The following is an 18,330-nucleotide window of genomic DNA, read 5'->3' as shown; positions in this document are numbered from 1 at the left end:
CGTCGCCGTGCCTGGTCAGGCGGTGGACGCGTTCGCGACCCCGTCCGGCAGGAGACGGCGACCGAGGATCCGCTCGCTGCAGCCCGTGCGGTCGAGGTACGGCGTCAGCCCGCCGAGATGGAAGCCCCATCCGGCGCCCAGGATCATGCACAGGTCGATCTGCTGCGGCGTGGCGACGACGCCCTCGTCGAGCATGTGACCGACTTCGACCGTGAGGGCCGTGAGCACCGCGTCGAGCACGCCGGCCTCGTCGAGCGGCTCGTCCGCCGACGCGACCTCGCGGACCGCGTCGAACGTCGCCTGGATCGCCGGATCGACCGGCTTGGGCAGCCCCTTGGGTGCCGACTGCACGACCTTCGTGCCGTCGGCGACGAGCTTCTCGAGGCCCGGCGAGCGCGGGAACCGTTCGCCCAGGTCGGCCCGCAGCGACGTGAGGACGTGCAGCCCCACCGCGGGTCCGACGAGGTCGAACAGCTCGAACGGCGGCATCGGCAGCCCCAGCGGGCGCAGCGCACGGTCGGCGACCTCGACGGGGGTCCCGTGCTCGACGGCGTCGACGATCACGCCCAGCAGGAGCACGAGCAGACGGTTGACGACGAAGCCGGGCCGGTCGGCCACGAGCACCGCGGTCTTGCGCAGCTTGTCCGCGACCGCGAACCCCGTCGCGAGCGCCTCGGGCGAGGTGTGCTCGGCGTGGATGACCTCGACCAGCGGCATCGCGGCGACCGGGTTGAAGAAGTGCAGGCCGACGACGCGCTCGGGGTGCGCCAGGTCGGCGGCCATCTGCGTGATCGACAGCGCCGAGGTGTTGGTCGCCAGGATCGTCTCGGGCGAGACGATCTGCTCGACCTCCGCGAACACCCGCTTCTTGAGCGCGAGCACCTCCGTGACGGCCTCGATGACGAAGTCGCAGCTCGCGAGGTCGGCGAGCTCGGTCGTGCCCGTGATCGACCCGAGCAGGCGGGCCGCGGCGGGCTCGGAGACCCGGCCCGAGGCGACCAGCCGCTCGACGGACTGCCGCACGGCGCCCAGACCGTGGCCGACACGCTCGTCGTCGAGGTCGCGCATCACGACCGGGACGCCGAGCCGCTGCGCGAACAGCACCGCGATCTGTGCCGCCATCAGGCCGGCGCCGACGATGCCGACGCGCGTCACCTTGCGGGCCAGTGCCTTGTCGGGTGCGCCGACCGGGCGCTTGCCGCCCGAGACGAGCCCGAACGCGTACACCGACGCGCGCATCTCGTCGGACATGATCAGGTCGGCGAGCGCCTCGTCCTCGGCTGCGAACGCCTCGTCGCGGGACGCGCTCCGCGCGGCGGCGACGAGGTCGAGCGCCCGGTACGGCGCCGGCCGCGAGCGGTGGATCGTCGCGTCGAGCCGCGCGCGTGCCGCGGCCGTGACGGCCCGCCACGTCTCCTCGTCGTCGAGCGCACGGCGAGGGACCTCGACCTGCCCGGCGAGCACGCGGGCCGCCCAGCGCACGGACTCGACGAGGAAGTCGGCCGCGTCGAGCACGACGTCGACGAGCCCGATCTCGGCTGCCTGCTGCGCCGTGAACGGCTTGTTGGCGGCCGGGCGGGCGAGGATGACGTCGAGCGCGCGCTCGACGCCCACGAGCCGCGGGACGAGGTAGGCGCCGCCCCAGCCCGGAACGAGGCCGAGGCTGGTCTCCGGCAGCGCGAGCGCACGCACGTCGGCGGCCGCGGTGCGGTAGTCGCAGTTGAGCGCGAGCTCCAGGCCGCCGCCCAGCGCGACGCCGTTCACGAACGCGAACGTGGGGACGCCCATGTCCTGCAGGAGCGCGTACGCGCGATGACCGTCGCGGCCCAGCGCGAGCGCGTCGTCGCGCGAGGTCACGGTCGCGACCTGCGTGAGGTCGGCGCCGGCCGCGAGGAAGTACGGCTTGCCCGTGACGGCGACGGCCCGTACCTCACCGGCCCGGACGCGTGCCTGCACGGTGGTGAGCGTCGCGGTGAGCTCGGCGATGCCCGACGGGCCGAGCGTCGTCGGCCTGGTGTGGTCCAGGCCGTTGTCGATCGTCACCAGGACGAGCGTGCCGGCGCCGTCGGGCAGTGCGACGTCGCGCGCCAGGGCGTGCGAGACGCGCTCGACGCGGGGTGCCGGCGGGGTGGTGGCGGCGTCGTTCACAGCTCGACCTCCGGGTCGTTCGTCGGGACGTAGTCCGCGTGGTGGGGGTTCTCCCAGACGACCGTGCCGCCCTGGCCGAGCCCGACGCACATGCTCGTCAGTCCGTACCGGACCTCGGGGTGCTCGGCGAACTGGCGCGCGAGCTGGGTCATGAGGCGCACGCCCGACGAGGCGAGCGGGTGGCCCACGGCGATCGCGCCGCCGTAGGGGTTCACGCGCGGGTCGTCGTCGGCGATCCCGTACGCGTCGAGGAACGCGAGCACCTGCACCGCGAACGCCTCGTTGAGCTCGAACAGTCCGATGTCGTCGATCGTCAGGCCTGCGCGAGCCAGCGCACGTCGTGTCGCGGGCACCGGCCCGATGCCCATGATCTCGGGCTCGACGCCCGCGTAGGCGAACGTGACCATGCGCATGCGCACCGGCAGCCCCAGCTCGGCGGCGGAGTCCTCCGCGGCGAGCAGGCAGCTCGCCGCACCGTCGGTCAGGGGTGCCGAGGTCGCAGCGGTGACGCGGCCGCCGGGACGGAACGGCGTGGCCAGGCCCGCGACACCCGCCATGGTCGTGCCCGGACGCGGGGGTTCGTCGGCCGTCGCGATGCCCCAGCCCCGTTCGGGGTCGCGCGTCGCGACCGGGACGAGGTCCGGCTCGATCCGGCCGGCCGCGAGAGCCGCGGCGTACTTGGCCTGGCTGGCGACACCGAACGCGTCGGCCCGCTCGCGGGTGAGCGCGGGAAACCGGTCGTGCAGGTTCTCGGCCGTCACGCCCATGTTCAGCGCGTCGTTCGCGACGAGACGTTCGGACACGAAGCGGGGGTTCGGGTCGGCGTCGAACCCCATCGGGTGGCGGCCCATGTGCTCGACGCCGCCCGCGAGCACGACGTCGGCGGCGCCGACGCCGATCGCGCCGGCCACGGTGGTGACGGCCGTCATGCCGCCCGCGCACATGCGGTCGATCGCGTAGCCGGGGACGGTGCGCGGCAGGCCGGCCAGCACGCCGACGGTCCGGCCGAGCGTCAGGCCCTGGTCGCCGGTCTGCGTCGTCGCGGCGATGGCGACCTCGTCGATCCGTTCCGGCGGGAGCTGGGGGTGGCGGCGGAGCAGCTCGCGGACGGTCGCCACGGCGAGGTCGTCGGCACGCGTGTGCGCGTACAGCCCGTCCGGACGGGCGCGGCCGAACGGCGTGCGGACGCCGTCGACGAAGACGGTGCGTCGGACGCGGGCCGGCGCAGCCGAGCGGGTCGTCGGGGGCGTGTCGGACGTGGAACCAGCGGGCGCGGGCATCGGGGCCTCCGGTGGGACGGCGGTGTCCAGGGAGTGCGCGGGACCTAGGTCCTACGCAAGTTACCCGAGAGTAACATCACGGACCCGACGAGGGGCCCTCCGTTGCGACGAAGTCCTGCGGACGTGTCGCGCGTCGCCCGGACGGGTGCGGTTCAGGAGTCCGGAAGTGCGGCGAACGCGGCTGCGAACGGCGGTGCGACGAGGTCGACCTGCCACGGCCGGGCACTGCCGGCCGTGAGGACCGTGCGGATGCCGGCTTCGTCCAGCGGGTCCGGAGGGGTCCAGCACAGCCGCCGCAGCAGGTCGGGCTGCAGCAGGTTCTCGGCCGGGACGGAACGCTCCTGCGAGATCGCTGCGACGACGTCGCGGGCTGCCGCGAGGCGAGCGGCCGCCGCCGGGTCCTTCTCCGCCCACGCCCGCGGCGGGGGCGGCGCGTCCGAGCGTGGACCGCGGACCGACGGCAGCTCGGAGTCGGGCAGGGCCAGGCCGCGGTCGATCGCGCTCTGCCACAGCGTCGCGCGCCGGCGCGTGCCCTTGCCCGAGAACGCCGGCAGGGCGATCAGAGCCGGGACCGAGCGCGGCAGCGCGTGCGCCGCGGCGACGATCGCGGCATCCGGCAGCACGCGACCGGGGGACACGTCGCGTTGCTGTGCGTTCGCGTCCCGCGCGACCCACAGCTCGCGCACCACGGCGAGTCGCCGTGCGTCGTGCAGCGTGTGCAGACCGGAGACCCGGCGCCACGGCTCGACCCGCGGCGCGGGCGGGGGAGCGAGCCGCGCGGCCTCGAACTCCTGCGCCGCCCACTCCGCCTTGCCGTCGACTGCGAGCCGCTCGGCGAGCACCTCGCGCACCTGGATCAGCAGCTCGACGTCGAGCGCGGCGTACCGCAGCCACTCGGGCGGCAGGGGTCGGGTCGACCAGTCGACGGCCGAGTGCTCCTTGGCCAGTCCGAGACCGAGGGTCTCGGCGACGACGGCCGCGAGCCCCACGCGCTCGAGCCCGAGCAGCCGTGCGGCGAGCTCGGTGTCGAACACACGGGTCGGTCGCAGGCCGACCTCGGCCAGGCAGGGCAGGTCCTGCGACGCCGCGTGCAGCACCCACTCGACCCCGACGAGCGCGTCGGACAGACCGCTCAGGTCCGGCAGCGGCACCGGGTCGATCAGGGCTGTTCCCGGACCCTCCCGGCGGAGCTGGACGAGGTAGGCGCGCTGGCCGTAGCGGTAGCCGGACGCGCGTTCCGCGTCGACCGCGACAGGTCCGGTCCCCGCGCCGAACGCCGCGATCGTCGCGGCGAGCGCCTCGGCGGTCTCGACGACGGCAGGAACGCCCTCGGCGGGCTCGGTGAGCGCGACGACGGTGCGCTCCGGCTCGTCGACCGCGTCGCTGATCCCCACGTGCCCCACCGTAGGCGCTGCACGCCTCGGCTTCGCGCAGGCGCGGGTGCGGTGTCGCCCACGTGTCAACGCAGCACGTCACGCCCGGGGCGGCACGAGCACGCACCACAGCGGCGCCGGCTGCGGCGGACCAGCGCTCAGCGCAGCAGACCGCCGCGGAAGGACATCGCGACGAGCTGGGCGCGGTCACCCGTGCCGAACTTGCGCGAGATGCGTGCGAGGTGGCTCTTGACGGTGAGCGCCGAGAGGCCGAGGTCCTCGCCGATCACGCGGTTGCTCTTGCCCTCGGCCACGAGCTGCAGGACGCTCACCTCGCGGTGCGTCAGCTCCGGCAGGGGCGGCGCCGCGGGCGGGGCGGTGGGCAGACGGACCAGCATCGGAACGGTCTGGCTGGCGATCGCGCCGCGCACGCCACCCGCGAGCAGGATCCCGAGCTCGGCGCGGCTGGCGTTACGGGTCAGGACGACCACGCGGTGCGCACCCCGGCGGCGCAGGTTGGCCACCAGCGCCGTACCGTCGCCCTCCGCGACCTCGGTGACGACGACGCACATCTGGTGCGCCGTGGTCGCGCGCTGCACAGGAGCCACCGCGGTGAGGCCAGGCCGACGGACGGCGGTCCCACGTCGCAGCGGTTCGATGGTCACAGGCAGGTCATCGGCAGCGCCCCGGTCCGACTTGAGCGAGCTGTCCAGACCTCGACGTGCGTGTGAACGGGGCGAGCACAGGAGAGGCCCGGAGATCACCCCCTGCGTCAGTACCGCGGACCGAGCGGCACGACGCCCTCAGGCAGCGGCGGCAGGCCGGCGGCGGTGCACAGCAGCGTCTCCCATGCGCGCAGGTGCGGCGCGAGATCCTCGTCGGACGCGGTCCACGAGGCCCGGATCTCCAGCTCGGTCTGCTCCGCACGGATCTCGAGCGAGCCGAAGCTCTGCGACAGCACGCGCGTCACGGTCCCCCCGGCCGCGTGCGCGTCCAGGTCGGCACCTGCGAGCGCGTCGAGGAACCACGTCCAGGCGACCTCGGCGAGCAGCGGATCGGCGCCGACCTCGGCTTCGAGCGTCGCGCGGACCAGCGTGACGAGCCGGAAGCAGCCGTCCCAGGCCTCCTGGCCCGCCGGGTCGAACAGTACGACGAAGCGGCCCGATGCGAGCTCCGCGGCCGAGACCGAGCGCCGCGCGGTGCGCACCTCCGCTGTCAGCGCGGCCGAGTACGGCGCGATCCTGGCCGGTCCGGGCACCTCGTCGAGCACGACCTCCGGACGTACCGTCACCGTCCGCAACGAGCGCAGTGCACGGATGAACTCCGCGGGGACGTCGTCGGGTCCGTTGGTCACGGCGTGAGCGTACGACCGGCCACCGGCGCGACCATCGTCGGCGCGCCGCAGTGGTGTCCCCACCCCACCGTCGAGTGCGCGAGCAGCCCCACCCGGGCGGTGGGGTCGGGGGGTTGTGGATGACGAGCGACGCGTGGGGGGCCGCCGACGTAGCGTCGGGGTCGGGCTGGTTCAGGTCAGTTCAGGTGAGTTCAGGTGAGCTCAGGTGAGCTCAGGTGGGTTCAGGTGAGGAGGGCTGCGGGATGGAGCGGACACCGGTGGGCGGCGAGGGCGACCCTGGTGGGGTGCGGGCGGCGATCGCGGCGGCGCAGGAGCGTGCGCGGACCGCCGAGCGGGTGCGCCAGGGCGTCGACGACGTACGCCAGCGCGCGCGCTCACCGCGGGGGGAGGTCGACGTGCAGGTCGACTCGCTCGGCCGGATCGTCGACCTCACGTTCGGACCCGGCGCGACCCGGCTCGCACCGGCCGCGCTCGCGACCCTGCTGCTGCGCACGACGAGCGCGGCCGAGCGGGAGGCGCGCGCCCGCGTGATGGCGCTCGTGCGCGAGGGTTTCGGCGACAGCGCGACCGCCGAGTCGATCGCGGCGAGCTGGCCCGCCCCGGCAGCGCGAACGCGCTGACCCGTCTTGCCCGGTGATCGCGCACGGAGCGGTGCGCGGGGCTCGCACTACGCTGGCGCAGGCACCCCTCACGGCCGGTGCGCACGCGCGCCCGCGGCCGACGATCCGAAGGAGCACCCCCCAGCATGGTCGACTCTGCAGCCGGCGCGACGGTCGCAACCGCACAGATCGGTGTCACGGGGCTTGCGGTCATGGGCCGCAACCTCGCCCGGAACTTCGCCCGCAACGGGTACACGGTGGCGATCCACAACCGGTCGTACGCCAAGACGCAGTCGCTCGTCGAGGACCACGGCGACGAGGGGACGTTCGTGCCGTCGGAGTCCGTCGCGGACTTCGTCGCGTCGCTCGAGCGGCCGCGCAAGGTCGTCGTCATGGTCAAGGCCGGCGCCGCTACGGACGCCGTGATCGACGAGCTGCTGCCGTTCCTCGAGGACGGCGACATCGTCGTCGACGCGGGCAACGCGCACTTCCCGGACACGATCCGCCGCGAGAACGCGCTGCGGGCGCGCGGTCTGCACTTCGTGGGCTCGGGCGTCTCCGGCGGCGAGGAGGGCGCGCTGCTCGGCCCGTCGATCATGCCGGGCGGTACGCGCGAGTCGTACGCGAGCCTGGGCCCGATCCTCGAGAAGATCTCGGCGAAGGTCGACGGCGTGCCGTGCTGCACGTACGTGGGCCCCGACGGTGCGGGCCACTTCGTCAAGATGGTGCACAACGGCATCGAGTACGCCGACATGCAGCTCATCGCGGAGGCGTACGACCTGCTCAAGCAGGGGCTCGGCGCCTCGGCCGCGCAGATCGGCGAGATCTTCGCCGAGTGGAACACGGGCGACCTCGAGTCGTTCCTCATCGAGATCACCGCGGACGTCCTGGCGCACGTCGACCCGCAGACCGGTGCGGCGTTCGTCGACGTCGTGCTCGACCAGGCGGAGCAGAAGGGCACCGGCCGCTGGACGGTCCAGAACGGCCTGGACCTGGGCGTGCCGATCACGGGGATCGCCGAGGCCACGTTCGCGCGTGCCCTCTCGGGTGGTTCGCCGCAGCGCGAGGCCGCGCGCGGCACGCTCGCCGCCGCGACCACGCCGTGGGACGTCACGGACCGCGACGCGTTCGTCGAGGACGTGCGGCTCGCGCTGTTCGCGTCCAAGGTCGTCGCGTACTCGCAGGGCTTCGACCAGATCGCCGCGGCGTCGGCGGAGTTCGGCTGGGACATCGACCGTGGCGCGATGGCGCGGGTCTGGCGCGGCGGCTGCATCATCCGCGCGCGGTTCCTCAACCGCATCACCGAGGCGTACGAGCGGGACCAGGACCTGCCGCTCCTGCTCGCCGACCCGTACTTCACCGAGGCGGTCGCCGCCGGCGTCGAGTCGTGGCGCCGCATCGTGTCCGGAGCCGCGCTGCACGGCGTGCCGACGCCGGCGTTCTCGTCGTCGCTCGCGTACTACGACGGCGTGCGCGCCGACCGGCTGCCGGCGGCGCTCATCCAGGCCCAGCGCGACTTCTTCGGTGCCCACACCTACCGTCGCACGGACCGTGAGGGCTCGTTCCACACGCTGTGGTCGGGCGACCGCAGCGAGCAGCCCGCGTGACACGCGCGCGCCGCGCCGTCACCGCCCAGGACGACCTGCAGCCCGTCGTCCTGGGCGGTGACATCGGCGCGTACAGCATCGCGCGCACGTTCCACCAGGCGTACGGCGTGCGGCCCGTGGTCGTCTCGACGTTCTCGACCGGGCTCGTGCGGCACTCGCGCATCCTGACGAACGTCGTCGAGCCGGGCATCGACGACCCGGACACGATCGTCGCGACGCTGCGCCGGATCGCCGCCGAGCACGCGGGCAAGCGGCTGATCCTGCTCGGCTCGGCGGACTGGCTCGTGCGCACGATCGTCGAGAACCGCGACCGCCTCGAGGACCTGTACACGATCCCGTACGTGCCGCGCGCGACGCTCGACCGCGTCACCGACAAGGAACGGTTCGGCGCACTGTGCCGCGAGCACGGCCTCGGGCACCCGACCACCGTGGTGCACGACGTCGCGGCCGGCGGCTCGCCGGACGTGTCGGGCCTGCGCTTCCCGGTGATCGCGAAGGCCGCGGACACCGCCGCCTACCACCTGGTCGAGTTCCCGGGGAAGAAGAAGGTCTTCACGGTCGACACGCCCGACGAGCTGGCGGACCTGCTCGAGCGCGTGCGCGCCTCGGGGTACGTCGGCTCGTTCGTCGTGCAGGACTTCATCCCGGGGGACGACTCCGGCATGCGGATCCTCACGTGCTACAGCGACCTCTCGGGCAAGGTCGTGTTCTCCGCGTTCGGGCACGTGCTGCTCGAGGAGCACACGCCCGGCGCGCTCGGGAACCCCGCGGGCATCGTCACGCAGCACGACGCCGAGCTCGTCGCACAGGCCACGCGGCTGCTCGAGGCGATCGGCTGGACGGGGTACGCCAACTTCGACCTGAAGCACGACCCACGCGACGGGTCGACCGTGTTCTTCGAGCTCAACCCGCGGCTGGGCCGCTCGAACTTCTACATCACCGCGGGCGGTCGCAACACCGCCGAGCTGTACGTGCGCGAGCATGTGCAGGGTCTCGACCCGCTGCCGCCGGGGGCCGCGGCGCAGATCACCGAGCCGCACCTGTACACGGTGCTGCCGCGCTTGCTGCTGCGCCGCTACATCGCCGACCCCGTGCTGCGCCGTCGCGTGCGTAGCCTGGGCCGTATGCGTCGCGCGACGAACCCGCTGTGGTACTCGGCGGAGTCCGATCCGCGCCGGATCGCCTACCTGCTGGTCGCGCAGGCCAACCAGTGGCGCAAGTACCGCCGCTACTACCCGGTCCCTCGGCCGCAGTCCGCGCCGCGCGTCGAGCAGGCGGAGGCCTGATGCCCGGGCGCGCGCCGGTCGGCGTGATCGGCGGCGTCGGCCCGCTGGCCACGGTGTACTTCCTCGACAAGGTCGTGCGCCTCACCGACGCGGCGCGCGACCAGGACCACGTGGACCTCGTGGTCATGCAGCACGCGACGATCCCGGACCGCACCGCGTACATCCTGGGCCGGTCCGACGAGAACCCTGGGCCGGTGATGGCGGCCGACGCTCGCACGCTCGAACGCATCGGCGTCGCGTTCGTCGTCGTGCCGTGCAACACCGCGCACCACTTCACGGCCGAGGTCGTCGCGGCGGTCGAGGTGCCCGTGCTCTCGATCGTCGACGAGACCGTCGCCGAGGCCGCCCGACGCGTGCCCGGCGGCACCGTGGGCGTGCTTGCGACGAGCGGCACGCTCGCGGCGGGCGTCTACCAGCGGTCCGCCCAGGAGCACGGGCTCGGGTCGCTCGTGCCCGACGACGCCGACCAGGCCGAGGTCATGCGGGTCATCTACGACCAGGTGAAGGCCGGCCGACCGGTCGACCTGCCGCTGCTCGCGGGCGTCGTCGAGCGGCTCGTCGCCCGCGGTGCGGACGTCGTTCTGCTCGGCTGCACCGAGCTGTCCGTCGTCGCGGACGACGCCGACCTGCTCGCGGACCCCCGGTACGTCGACTCGCTCGACGTGCTCGCCCGCCGCACGATCGAGCGGGCCGGCCACCGCGTGCGCAGCTGAGCGCCGCGGTCGGGGTCCAGCCGCCGGGGCTCAGCCCAGCTCGGACGTGCCCGAGTAGAGGTGCAGCACGGGGACCTGGAGGTCCTCACGCGCCCGTGAGGCCCAGTCCTTGTGGAACGTGTCGAGCCAGGCGTGGGGGTAGGTGACCACCGCGATCTCGCGGACGTCCCCGGCCTCGACGGCGGCCTTGAGCGCAGGCAGCGGGTCGTCCTCGACGACGCTGCCCTCGGCCTGCCGCCCGACCGCCACGAACTCGGCGAGCGAGGCCGCGAGCCGGTCGTGCGCGGTGACCTTCGCCTCCGTCACCGAGGGCTCCTTGCCGCGCAGCCGCTGCAGGGCCTCCTTGATCTCGCCGAGGCCGAGGTTGTCGACGATCGTCGGCAGCAGCGGGCGGTCGGAGTCCGCGGGCACGAGCACCCGGTAGGCGAGCTCCTCGCCCTCGTGCAGCGCCAGGAGGTGCTCGATGTCGACGGGCGCGAGAGTGTCCTCGGTGAGGACCAGGATCGTGTCGGTCACGGCCGAAGCCTAGTTCACGCCGGCAGGGGCACCTCGACACGCGACGCCACTACCACGCGGTGCACGAAGTCGAGCTTGCGCTCGACCGCCGGGACGATGCCGAACGGGTAGAGGTCACCCTTGCCCATCGCGCGGTTCACGCGGTTGAAGAACGCCGCGAGCGGCACCCAGTCCGCGAGCACCTCGCTCATCGTGGTGTCCGTGTAGTCCGACCGCGGCCGCACCGACCGACCGGCGGTGCTGACGATCGCCTCGCCGTCGAGCTGGAGGCCGCCGGTCGCGGCGACCGTGAGCGTGTCGTGCAGGTGCAGGTAGTGCGCGAAGCACTCCGCGAAGTCCTCCCACGGGTGCATGGTCGCGTACTCCGAGATGTAGCGCTCCTGCCAGTCGGCCGGGGCCCCGTCCCGGTAGTGCCGGGCGATCGCGTCGGAGTACGACGCGCGCTCGTCGCCGAAGATCTCCCGGCACTCGTCGATCCATCCGGTCTGCTCGACCAGCACCCACTCGTAGTAGTGCCCGACCTCGTGCCGGAAGTGGCCCAGCATGGTGCGGTACGCCTCACCGAGGCTCACGCGCAGGCGCTCCCGGTGCGCGTCGAGCGACTCCGCGAGGTCGATCGTGACGATGCCGTTCGCGTGCCCGATCGTCACGCGGCTCCCGCTGGAGCGCGAGGAGAGCAGGTCGAACCCCAACCCACCCGGCCGCTCGTACCAGGGCGTGACCGGCAGCCCCAGCTCGGCGAGCTGCACGAGCAGGCGCCGCTTGTCCACGGAGGTCGTGGCCAGCGTCTCGAGCGCGAGCGTGTCGCTCGCATCCGGCCGTGTGCGCGTCAGCCGGCAGGACACGCAGAACCCGGAACCGGAGTCCGGTGCGACGAGCCAGTTGCAGTTCCAGCCACGGTTGCTGCACGGGTACCACCACGCGCCGTCGACCTGCGCACCCTGCTCCGGTGCCGGCTGCATCGTCAGCGTCGGCGGGTGCAGACCGAGCGCCAGACCGCACGCGTCACACTCGAGGTACTCCTGCATGGCGGCGGCCCCGCACCGGGGGCACTTGAAGTGGCGCACGCCCGGAACCTAACGGATGCACGACCGCCTGCCTCACGCCACGCCGTCGAGCCCCCAGCGACCGAGCAGCACGCCGTCGGCGTGCAGGAGATGGATCAGGGTCGCGTCGTGCGGCGGGACGAGCCACGGGGCGCCGTCGAGCACGCGGGGCGCCGGCCCGCCGACGAGCTTCGGGCTCCAGGTCAGGAACAGCTCGTCGACCAGACCACCGGTGAGCAGCTCGGCGAGCAGCGTGGGCCCGCCCTCGGTGAGGACGTTCGTCAGACCGAGCGCACCGAGCATGCGCAGCGCGAGCCCGAGGTCCACGCCGCCGTCCCCGTCGTCCGCCACGAGCACCCGCCCGGTGCCGAGGCGGTCGCGCAGGTGCCCCAGCCGGGGGCACGACGCGCCGGTCACGACGAGCGGCGGCCGGTCGGCCGCGAGCAGCTCGGCGGGAACGTCGCCGGCGCGCGTCACCACCGCGAGCTCGGGTGGTGTCGTGCGGCCGTGCACGCGACGGGTCGCCTCCAGCTGCGGCGGCAGGTCGATCTCGCGGTAGCGCTCCTGGCGCGCGGTTCCCGCTCCGACCAGCACCACGTCGGCAAGCGTCCGCAGCGCGCGGAACACGCGCAGGTCGGCCGGGCCGTTGATCGAGCCCGTGACGCGGTCCGGCCCGGTCGCTGCGCCGTCGAGCGTCGAGATCATGTTGGCGCGCACGACGATCGGAGGCCGTGCGCCGGGCCGTCGACCATCCGGGCGTGCGGTGTCGTCGAGGAGGTCGACGAGCTCGGCCTCGTCGTCGCGGGGCTCGAGCCTGACCGGTGCCAGAGGTGCGCGAGGGAGCAGGACGTCGAGTGCAGGAACGTCGGCCATGCCCGCAACCTAGACGCCCTGGGTCACGCGCGCCCGCGTCACGGTCGCGCGGATGGCCGTCGCACAGGGTCGGGCGACCGATCGACGTGCTGGTCGACCGGCCGTTCGTCGTGCCGTCAGGTCACGTCCGCGAGGGCGGCGACGTCGCCGACGACGATGACCGCGGGGTTGCCGACGCCGCGCTCGCGTGCGGTGCCCGCGATCGTCGCGAGCGTGCCGACCGTCGTGCGCTGCTGCGGCAGCGTGCCGTTCTCGACGACCGCGACGGGGGTGCCCGGGTCGCGGCCGTGCGCGATCAGCGCGTCGGTGTACGCGCCGAGCCGAGCGACCCCCATGAGCAGCACGAGCGTGCCCTCCAGCCCCGCGAGGTTCGCCCAGTCGGGTTCGACGTCGTGCGCCGACAGGATCGTGACCGCGCGCGACAGCCCGCGGTGCGTCACGGGGATGCCAGCGGCGCCGGGGACGGCGATCGCGCTCGTCACGCCGGGGATCACCTCGACCGCGACACCCGCCGTGACGCACGCGAGGACCTCCTCGCCGCCGCGCCCGAGCACGAACGGGTCGCCACCCTTGAGCCGCACGACGCGCTTGCCGGCGCGCGCGCGCTCGACGAGCACCGCGTTGATCTCGGTCTGCGTGAGCGTGTGTGCGTGCGGGGCCTTGCCGGCCTCGATGACCTCGACGTCCGCGTCGAGCTCGGCGAGCAGACCGCGCGGACCGAGCCGGTCGACGACGACGACATCGGCCTGCGCGAGCGCGCGGCGGCCCTTCGTCGTGATGAGGCCGGGATCGCCCGGGCCGCCGCCGACGAGCGTGACGGAACCGGCGTCCGGCGCCCGGTGGTGACGCAGCGGCAGGCCGCCCGTCTCGAGCAGCACGGCGATCGCCGAGCGCAGCGCCGCCGCCCGGCGGGGGTCGCCGCCGGCGCTCACGGCGACCGCCACGTCACCCGCGCGTGCGACGGCGGGCGTCCACGCCGTCGAGGCGGTCGCATCGTCCGCGCGCACGCACCAGATGCGGGCCGCCTCGGCATCCGCCGCGACCGTGTCGTCGACCGCACGCTCACCCGTGGCGGTGTGCGCGAGCCACACGCCGTCCAGGTCGCCGGCGCGGTAGTCGCGCGCCGCCCACCGCAGCGCACCGGCCGCGACGAGGTCCGCGAGGTCCTCGCACAGCGCGGGCGCGACGACCAGCACGTCTGCACCGTCCTCGACGAGCCGCGCCGCACGGCGAGCCGCCACGGGCCCGCCGCCGACGACGAGCACCGCACGGCCGGTCAGGTCGAGGAACAGCGGGTGCCGGGGCGTCGAGCCGCTCATATGTGCAGCCCGCACTCGACCTTGCCCGTGCCCGACCAGCGTCCGGCCCGCGCGTCCTCGCCCGGCAGGACGGCCCGGGTGCACGGCGCGCAGCCGATCGACGTGTAGCCGGCCTGGCGCAGCGGGTTGAGGACCACGTGCTCGGCGTCCACGTACGCGTCGACCTGCTCCTGCGTCCACGCGGCGAGCGGGTTGAGCTTGACCTTGCCGCGCTTGGCGTCCCAGCCGACGACCGGGATGTCGGTCCGCGTCGGCGCGTCCTCGCGGCGCATCCCCGTGATCCACGCGCCGTACGGCGCGAGCCCGCGCTCGAGCGGCTCGACCTTGCGCAGCGCGCAGCACAGGTTCGGGTCGCGCTCGTGCAGCCGCGGGCCGTGCTCGTCGTCCTGCTGCTGGACCGTGCGCAGCGGCAGGATCGTGCGCAGCCGGATGTCGGTGAAGTCGGCGTAGTAGTTGCGCGTGCCGATCGTCTCGGCGAAGTGGTAGCCGGTGTCGAGGAAGATCACCTCCATGCCGGGCGCCACCTTCGCGGCCATGTGCACGAGCACCTCGTCGCCCATCGACGAGGCGAGCACGAGGTCGGAGCCGAACGTCCGCGCCGCCCACGCGAGGATCTCCTCGGGGTGCGCGGACTCGAGCTCGGCACCGGCCTGCTCCACGAACACGCGCAGCTCGTCGGGGGACAGGTCGGTGACAGATGGTGCCGAGGTGCTCATCGGGAACCCCCTGGTGCTGACGTGGGACGGATCGGTGCGTCGGGCGCGTCGTCGGGCAGCCCGAGGCCGACGAACCGCAGCGCGAACGTGCGGGTGCACGAGCGGCACTGCCACTGGCCGTGCGTCTCGCCGGCCGGCCACAGGTCCTCGCTCGCGCAGAACGGGCAGTAGTACGGGACGGCGCGCCCGCCGGAGTCGCCACTCACCGCAGGTCCTCGTCCGCGGCGCGCAGCACCCACTGCGCGAACAGCTCGCCCTCGAGGCGCTGCTCGTCGAACCGCCGCGTGACGCGCTCGACGTAGTCCTCCAGCTCGGAGGCGGGCACCCGCAGGCCGCGCAGCGTCTTGCCGAGGCCGCTCGTCATGCCCAGCCCGCCGCCGAGGTGGACCTGGTAGCCCTCCTCGCCCTGCGCGAGAGCGCCCTTGAGGCCGATGTCGGCCGTCTGGATGCGCGCGCACGAGTTCGGGCAGCCGTTGACGTTGATCGTGATCGGCTGGTCGAAGGTCGGCAGCCGCTTCTCGAGCTCGCCGACGAGCGCCGTGGCCCGGCCCTTGGTCTCGACGATCGCGAGCTTGCAGAACTCGATGCCCGTGCAGGCGATCGTGCCGCGGCGGAAGTGCGACGCGGTCCGCACGCGCAGGCCCAGGTCCTCGAGGCCGTCGACCAGCGCGTCCACGCGGTCCGCGGCGACGTTCAGCACGACGAGCTTCTGCTCGGTGGTCAGCTGCACGCGGTCGGAGCCCGCGGCGTCGGCGAGGTCGGCCAGCGCATCGAGGACGGGCCCCGAGACGCGGCCGACCGTCGGGGCGGCGCCCACGTAGAACCGGCCGTCCTTCTGGGGGTGCACGCCGACGTGGTCGCGGTTGCCGGTCGGGGGCGGGGGAGGCGCCGGCCCGTCCGAGAGGTGGAAGCCGAGGTACTCCTCCTCGAGGACCTGCCGGAACAGCTCGGTTCCCCAGTCGGCGAGCAGGAACTTCAGGCGCGCGCGCGAGCGCAGCCGCCGGTAGCCGTAGTCGCGGAAGATCGAGACCACGCCGACCCACACGTCGGGGATCTGGTCGAGCGTGACGAACGCGCCCAGACGCTTGCCGAGCATCGGGTTGGTCGACAGCGCGCCACCCACCCACAGGTCGAAGCCCGGGCCGAGCTCCGGATGCACGACGCCGACGAAGGCGACGTCGTTGATCTCGTGAGCGATGTCCTGGTGAGGCGAGCCGGAGATCGCCGTCTTGAACTTGCGCGGCAGGTTGGAGAACGCCGGGTCGCCGATGTAGCGCCGGCGGATCTCCTCGATCGCCGGGGTTCCGTCGATGATCTCGTCGGCCGCGACGCCCGCGACGGGCGAGCCGAGGATCACGCGCGGGACGTCGCCGCACGCCTCCTGCGTCGTCAGTCCGACGTCCTCGAGGCGGCGCCAGATCTCCGGCACGTCCTCGACCCGGATCCAGTGCAGCTGGATGTTCTGCCGGTCCGTGATGTCGGCGGTGTCCCGGCCGAACTCGCGCGAGATGCCCGCGACCGTGCGCAGCTGACGCAGCGTGAGCGTGCCGCCGTCGCAGCGCACGCGGAGCATGAAGTACGAGTCGTCGAGCTCGTGCGGCTCGAGCGTGGCGGTCTTGCCGCCGTCGATGCCGGGCTTGCGCTGCGTGTACAGACCCCACCAGCGCATGCGGCCGCGCAGGTCGTCGTTCGGGATCGAGTCGAAGCCCTCACGGGCGTAGATCGTCTCGATGCGGTGCCGGACGGTCAGGCCGTCCGCCTCCTGCTTGAGCTGCTCGTTACCGTTGAGCGGCTCGCGCTGGTCGAACGCCCACTGGCCTTCGAGCTTGGCGGCGGGCGGGGCGATGCGGGTCTGCGCCATGAGGCGCTACCTCCGAGTGGAACACGGCGTGCGACTGCTCCCAGGACCCGGCGGCAGCCGGGTGGCGATCCCTCGGGGCGCAGACCGCGCGCCCGGGACAGGGGACGGGGCGGGTCAGATGCTCCGCAGACAGCAGCACATGCACATGGACGCGCGACGGCATGCTGCGGCGCCCGGCCGACATGCACGCACGTACCCACTCATCCCATGAGGCTGACAGACGAACTCGATTACCGGGAGCCCCGGTCCGGATTCTGAGATCTCGGACGTCCACGTAGGCTGTGCGACCGTGATCGACGTCGAGCGCCCCGCAGCGCCGGGAAGCCTCGTCGCGCGATCCCCCCGCGTCGCCGCCGAGCGGCTCGTCGCGGAGATGGTGCCGCCACCGCATTTCGCCCGGGAGTCGTTCGACACCTACCTGCCGGACGCTGCGCACCCCTCGCAGCAGGCCGCGCTTGCGCGGCTGCGCGAGGTCGCCGCGGCGCTCGCGGCGCCGAGGCGACCCGTGGGCTCGTGGTGGTTCCGGCGCAGCAGGCGGGCCGAGTCGGTGGCCGTCTACCTCGACGGCGGGTTCGGCGTCGGCAAGACCCACCTGCTCGCCTCGCTCGCGCACGCCGTGGGAACGGACGCGACGGCCTACGGCACGTTCGTCGAGTTCACGAACCTGGTCGGCGCGCTCGGGTTCGCCCCGACGGTCGATGCGCTGGCCGCGCACCGCCTGGTCTGCATCGACGAGTTCGAGCTCGACGACCCGGGCGACACCGTGCTGATGGCCCGGCTGCTGCGCGAGCTCGCGGACCGCGGGGTCGCACTCGCCGCGACCTCCAACACGCTGCCGGGATCGCTCGGCGAGGGCCGGTTCGCGGCCGAGGACTTCCTGCGCGAGATCCAGTCGCTCTCGCAACGCTTCGAGGTGCTGCGGGTCGAGGGGGAGGACTACCGGCACCGGGCGGTGGTCACCCGGCCCGCGACGCACACGGACGACGAGGTCCGCGAGGCGCTCGCGCACCGCGCCGGCGCGACGCTCGACGACTTCGGCGACCTGCTCGCACACCTGGCCACCGTGCACCCGAGCCGGTACGGCGCCCTGCTCGACGGCGTCGCGCTCGTCGGGCTGACCGGTGTGCGGCCCGTGCGGCGGCAGGATGTCGCACTGCGCCTCGTCGTGCTGGTCGACCGGCTGTACGACCGTGACGTGCCGGTGCTGCTGGGCGGCGGCGGCACCGAGGGGCTGTTCTCCGACGAGATGCTCCGCGGCGGCTACCGCAAGAAGTACTACCGCGCCCTCTCGCGCCTCGGCACCCTGGCAACCCCCTAGCACCCCCGCCCCCACCCGCCCGCCCCGTGCTGCGATCGATGCAGCGATGGGTGCAGGTCTCGCCGGGTGGACCCCGCCGGATCTGCATCGATACCTGCATCGATGCCTGCGTCGACGGGGGGTCCACGGACCCGACCTGCTGGCCGATCGCGCGGAGCTGTCGGTGCCGGGCGGAGCCTGCTGGTGGCGCCAGAACCCGTCGGTGCAGTGATGGGTGCAGGTCTTGGCTGGTGCACCCCGCCGGATCTGCATCGATACCTGCATCGATGCTGCGTCGACGGGGTCTACGACCCCGACCGGCCGGCCGGTCGCGTGGGGGCT

At 73.6% G+C, this 18,330-nt stretch carries 17 protein-coding genes; 5 read left to right on the top strand and 12 right to left on the bottom strand.

The window, feature by feature from the left end; translation table 11 throughout:
- Positions 1-15 precede the first annotated feature (15 nt).
- From CCO02nite_RS02075 to CCO02nite_RS02055, 5 genes are all read right to left on the bottom strand, one after another.
- A complete protein-coding gene (locus CCO02nite_RS02075) occupies positions 16-2,148 on the bottom strand; it encodes a 3-hydroxyacyl-CoA dehydrogenase NAD-binding domain-containing protein (RefSeq protein ID WP_146841342.1) in 2,133 nt (710 codons plus the stop codon).
- Positions 2,145-3,428, bottom strand: a complete 1,284-nt coding sequence (locus tag CCO02nite_RS02070; RefSeq protein ID WP_146841341.1) for a thiolase family protein — start codon at positions 3,426-3,428, stop codon at positions 2,145-2,147. The genes CCO02nite_RS02075 and CCO02nite_RS02070 overlap by 4 nt, the downstream gene beginning before the upstream one ends.
- Before the next feature lie 152 nt (positions 3,429-3,580).
- Positions 3,581-4,822, bottom strand: coding sequence for an HRDC domain-containing protein (locus CCO02nite_RS02065; protein WP_246117276.1), 1,242 nt, complete (start codon positions 4,820-4,822; stop codon positions 3,581-3,583).
- A 137-nt stretch (positions 4,823-4,959) separates the two neighbouring features.
- A complete protein-coding gene (locus CCO02nite_RS16310; RefSeq protein WP_246117275.1) occupies positions 4,960-5,409 on the bottom strand; it encodes a helix-turn-helix transcriptional regulator in 450 nt (149 codons plus the stop codon).
- Between the two features lie 164 nt (positions 5,410-5,573).
- A complete protein-coding gene (locus tag CCO02nite_RS02055) occupies positions 5,574-6,155 on the bottom strand; it encodes a DUF3000 domain-containing protein (protein WP_146841339.1) in 582 nt (193 codons plus the stop codon).
- Positions 6,156-6,397: 242 nt separating this feature from the next.
- Here CCO02nite_RS02055 and CCO02nite_RS02050 point away from each other — a divergent pair, with 242 nt between their 5' ends.
- From CCO02nite_RS02050 to cuyB, 4 genes are all read left to right on the top strand, one after another.
- Complete coding sequence (locus tag CCO02nite_RS02050; RefSeq protein WP_146841338.1) at positions 6,398-6,775, top strand: YbaB/EbfC family nucleoid-associated protein; 378 nt, start codon at positions 6,398-6,400, stop codon at positions 6,773-6,775.
- Positions 6,776-6,900: 125 nt separating this feature from the next.
- Complete coding sequence (gene gnd / locus CCO02nite_RS02045) at positions 6,901-8,361, top strand: NADP-dependent phosphogluconate dehydrogenase (RefSeq protein ID WP_146841337.1); 1,461 nt, start codon at positions 6,901-6,903, stop codon at positions 8,359-8,361.
- The gene (locus tag CCO02nite_RS02040) at positions 8,358-9,647 is read left to right on the top strand and encodes a carboxylate--amine ligase (RefSeq protein ID WP_146841336.1); all 1,290 of its coding nucleotides are present in this window, start codon (positions 8,358-8,360) and stop codon (positions 9,645-9,647) included. Before gnd ends, CCO02nite_RS02040 begins: the two co-directional genes overlap by 4 nt.
- Positions 9,647-10,360 (top strand): cysteate racemase, encoded by a 714-nt coding sequence (cuyB, locus tag CCO02nite_RS02035; protein WP_146841335.1) that lies wholly within the window; start codon positions 9,647-9,649, stop codon positions 10,358-10,360. The genes CCO02nite_RS02040 and cuyB overlap by 1 nt, the downstream gene beginning before the upstream one ends.
- A 30-nt stretch (positions 10,361-10,390) precedes the next feature.
- On the opposite strand, the gene CCO02nite_RS02030 is transcribed toward cuyB, so the two are convergent.
- The 7 genes from CCO02nite_RS02030 to CCO02nite_RS02000 all read right to left on the bottom strand — a co-directional run bounded on the left by CCO02nite_RS02030 (position 10,391) and on the right by CCO02nite_RS02000 (position 16,691).
- Entirely contained in the window at positions 10,391-10,876 is a 486-nt protein-coding gene (locus tag CCO02nite_RS02030; protein ID WP_146841334.1) for a hypothetical protein, read from the bottom strand.
- 14 nt (positions 10,877-10,890) lie between these two features.
- On the bottom strand, positions 10,891-11,943 hold the full coding sequence (locus CCO02nite_RS02025; RefSeq protein WP_246117274.1) for a zinc-binding metallopeptidase family protein: 1,053 nt from the start codon (positions 11,941-11,943) through the stop codon (positions 10,891-10,893).
- 33 nt (positions 11,944-11,976) lie between these two features.
- Entirely contained in the window at positions 11,977-12,795 is an 819-nt protein-coding gene (locus tag CCO02nite_RS02020) for a dihydrofolate reductase family protein (protein WP_146841333.1), read from the bottom strand.
- A gap of 116 nt (positions 12,796-12,911) precedes the next feature.
- Entirely contained in the window at positions 12,912-14,114 is a 1,203-nt protein-coding gene (gene cobA, locus CCO02nite_RS02015) for a uroporphyrinogen-III C-methyltransferase (RefSeq protein WP_146841332.1), read from the bottom strand.
- Positions 14,111-14,830 (bottom strand): phosphoadenylyl-sulfate reductase, encoded by a 720-nt coding sequence (locus tag CCO02nite_RS02010; RefSeq protein ID WP_146841331.1) that lies wholly within the window; start codon positions 14,828-14,830, stop codon positions 14,111-14,113. Before CCO02nite_RS02010 ends, cobA begins: the two co-directional genes overlap by 4 nt.
- Complete coding sequence (locus CCO02nite_RS02005; protein WP_146841330.1) at positions 14,827-15,036, bottom strand: hypothetical protein; 210 nt, start codon at positions 15,034-15,036, stop codon at positions 14,827-14,829. The genes CCO02nite_RS02010 and CCO02nite_RS02005 overlap by 4 nt, the downstream gene beginning before the upstream one ends.
- Positions 15,033-16,691: a nitrite/sulfite reductase gene (locus CCO02nite_RS02000; RefSeq protein ID WP_146841329.1), complete on the bottom strand. Its 1,659-nt coding sequence runs from the start codon at positions 16,689-16,691 to the stop codon at positions 15,033-15,035. Before CCO02nite_RS02000 ends, CCO02nite_RS02005 begins: the two co-directional genes overlap by 4 nt.
- 289 nt (positions 16,692-16,980) lie before the next feature.
- Here CCO02nite_RS02000 and zapE point away from each other — a divergent pair, with 289 nt between their 5' ends.
- Entirely contained in the window at positions 16,981-18,009 is a 1,029-nt protein-coding gene (gene zapE / locus CCO02nite_RS01995) for a cell division protein ZapE (protein WP_246117273.1), read from the top strand.
- Positions 18,010-18,330: the final 321 nt, after the last annotated feature.

Origin of the sequence: Cellulomonas composti, from assembly GCF_007990245.1 — a bacterium.
In the GTDB taxonomy this organism is placed as follows: domain Bacteria; phylum Actinomycetota; class Actinomycetes; order Actinomycetales; family Cellulomonadaceae; genus Cellulomonas; species Cellulomonas composti.
Note: the sequence above shows the minus strand (reverse complement) of the source record. Positions and strands in the feature narration are given on the sequence as shown.

Coding starts and splice junctions, on each gene's coding strand:
- CCO02nite_RS02000 (WP_146841329.1), bottom strand. CDS start 16,691: ATGGCGCAGACCCGCATCGCCCCGCCCGCCGCCAAGCTCGAAGGCCAG.
- CCO02nite_RS02070 (WP_146841341.1), bottom strand. CDS start 3,428: ATGCCCGCGCCCGCTGGTTCCACGTCCGACACGCCCCCGACGACCCGC.
- CCO02nite_RS02010 (WP_146841331.1), bottom strand. CDS start 14,830: ATGAGCACCTCGGCACCATCTGTCACCGACCTGTCCCCCGACGAGCTG.
- gnd (WP_146841337.1), top strand. CDS start 6,901: ATGGTCGACTCTGCAGCCGGCGCGACGGTCGCAACCGCACAGATCGGT.
- cobA (WP_146841332.1), bottom strand. CDS start 14,114: ATGAGCGGCTCGACGCCCCGGCACCCGCTGTTCCTCGACCTGACCGGC.
- CCO02nite_RS02020 (WP_146841333.1), bottom strand. CDS start 12,795: ATGGCCGACGTTCCTGCACTCGACGTCCTGCTCCCTCGCGCACCTCTG.
- cuyB (WP_146841335.1), top strand. CDS start 9,647: ATGCCCGGGCGCGCGCCGGTCGGCGTGATCGGCGGCGTCGGCCCGCTG.
- CCO02nite_RS02050 (WP_146841338.1), top strand. CDS start 6,398: ATGGAGCGGACACCGGTGGGCGGCGAGGGCGACCCTGGTGGGGTGCGG.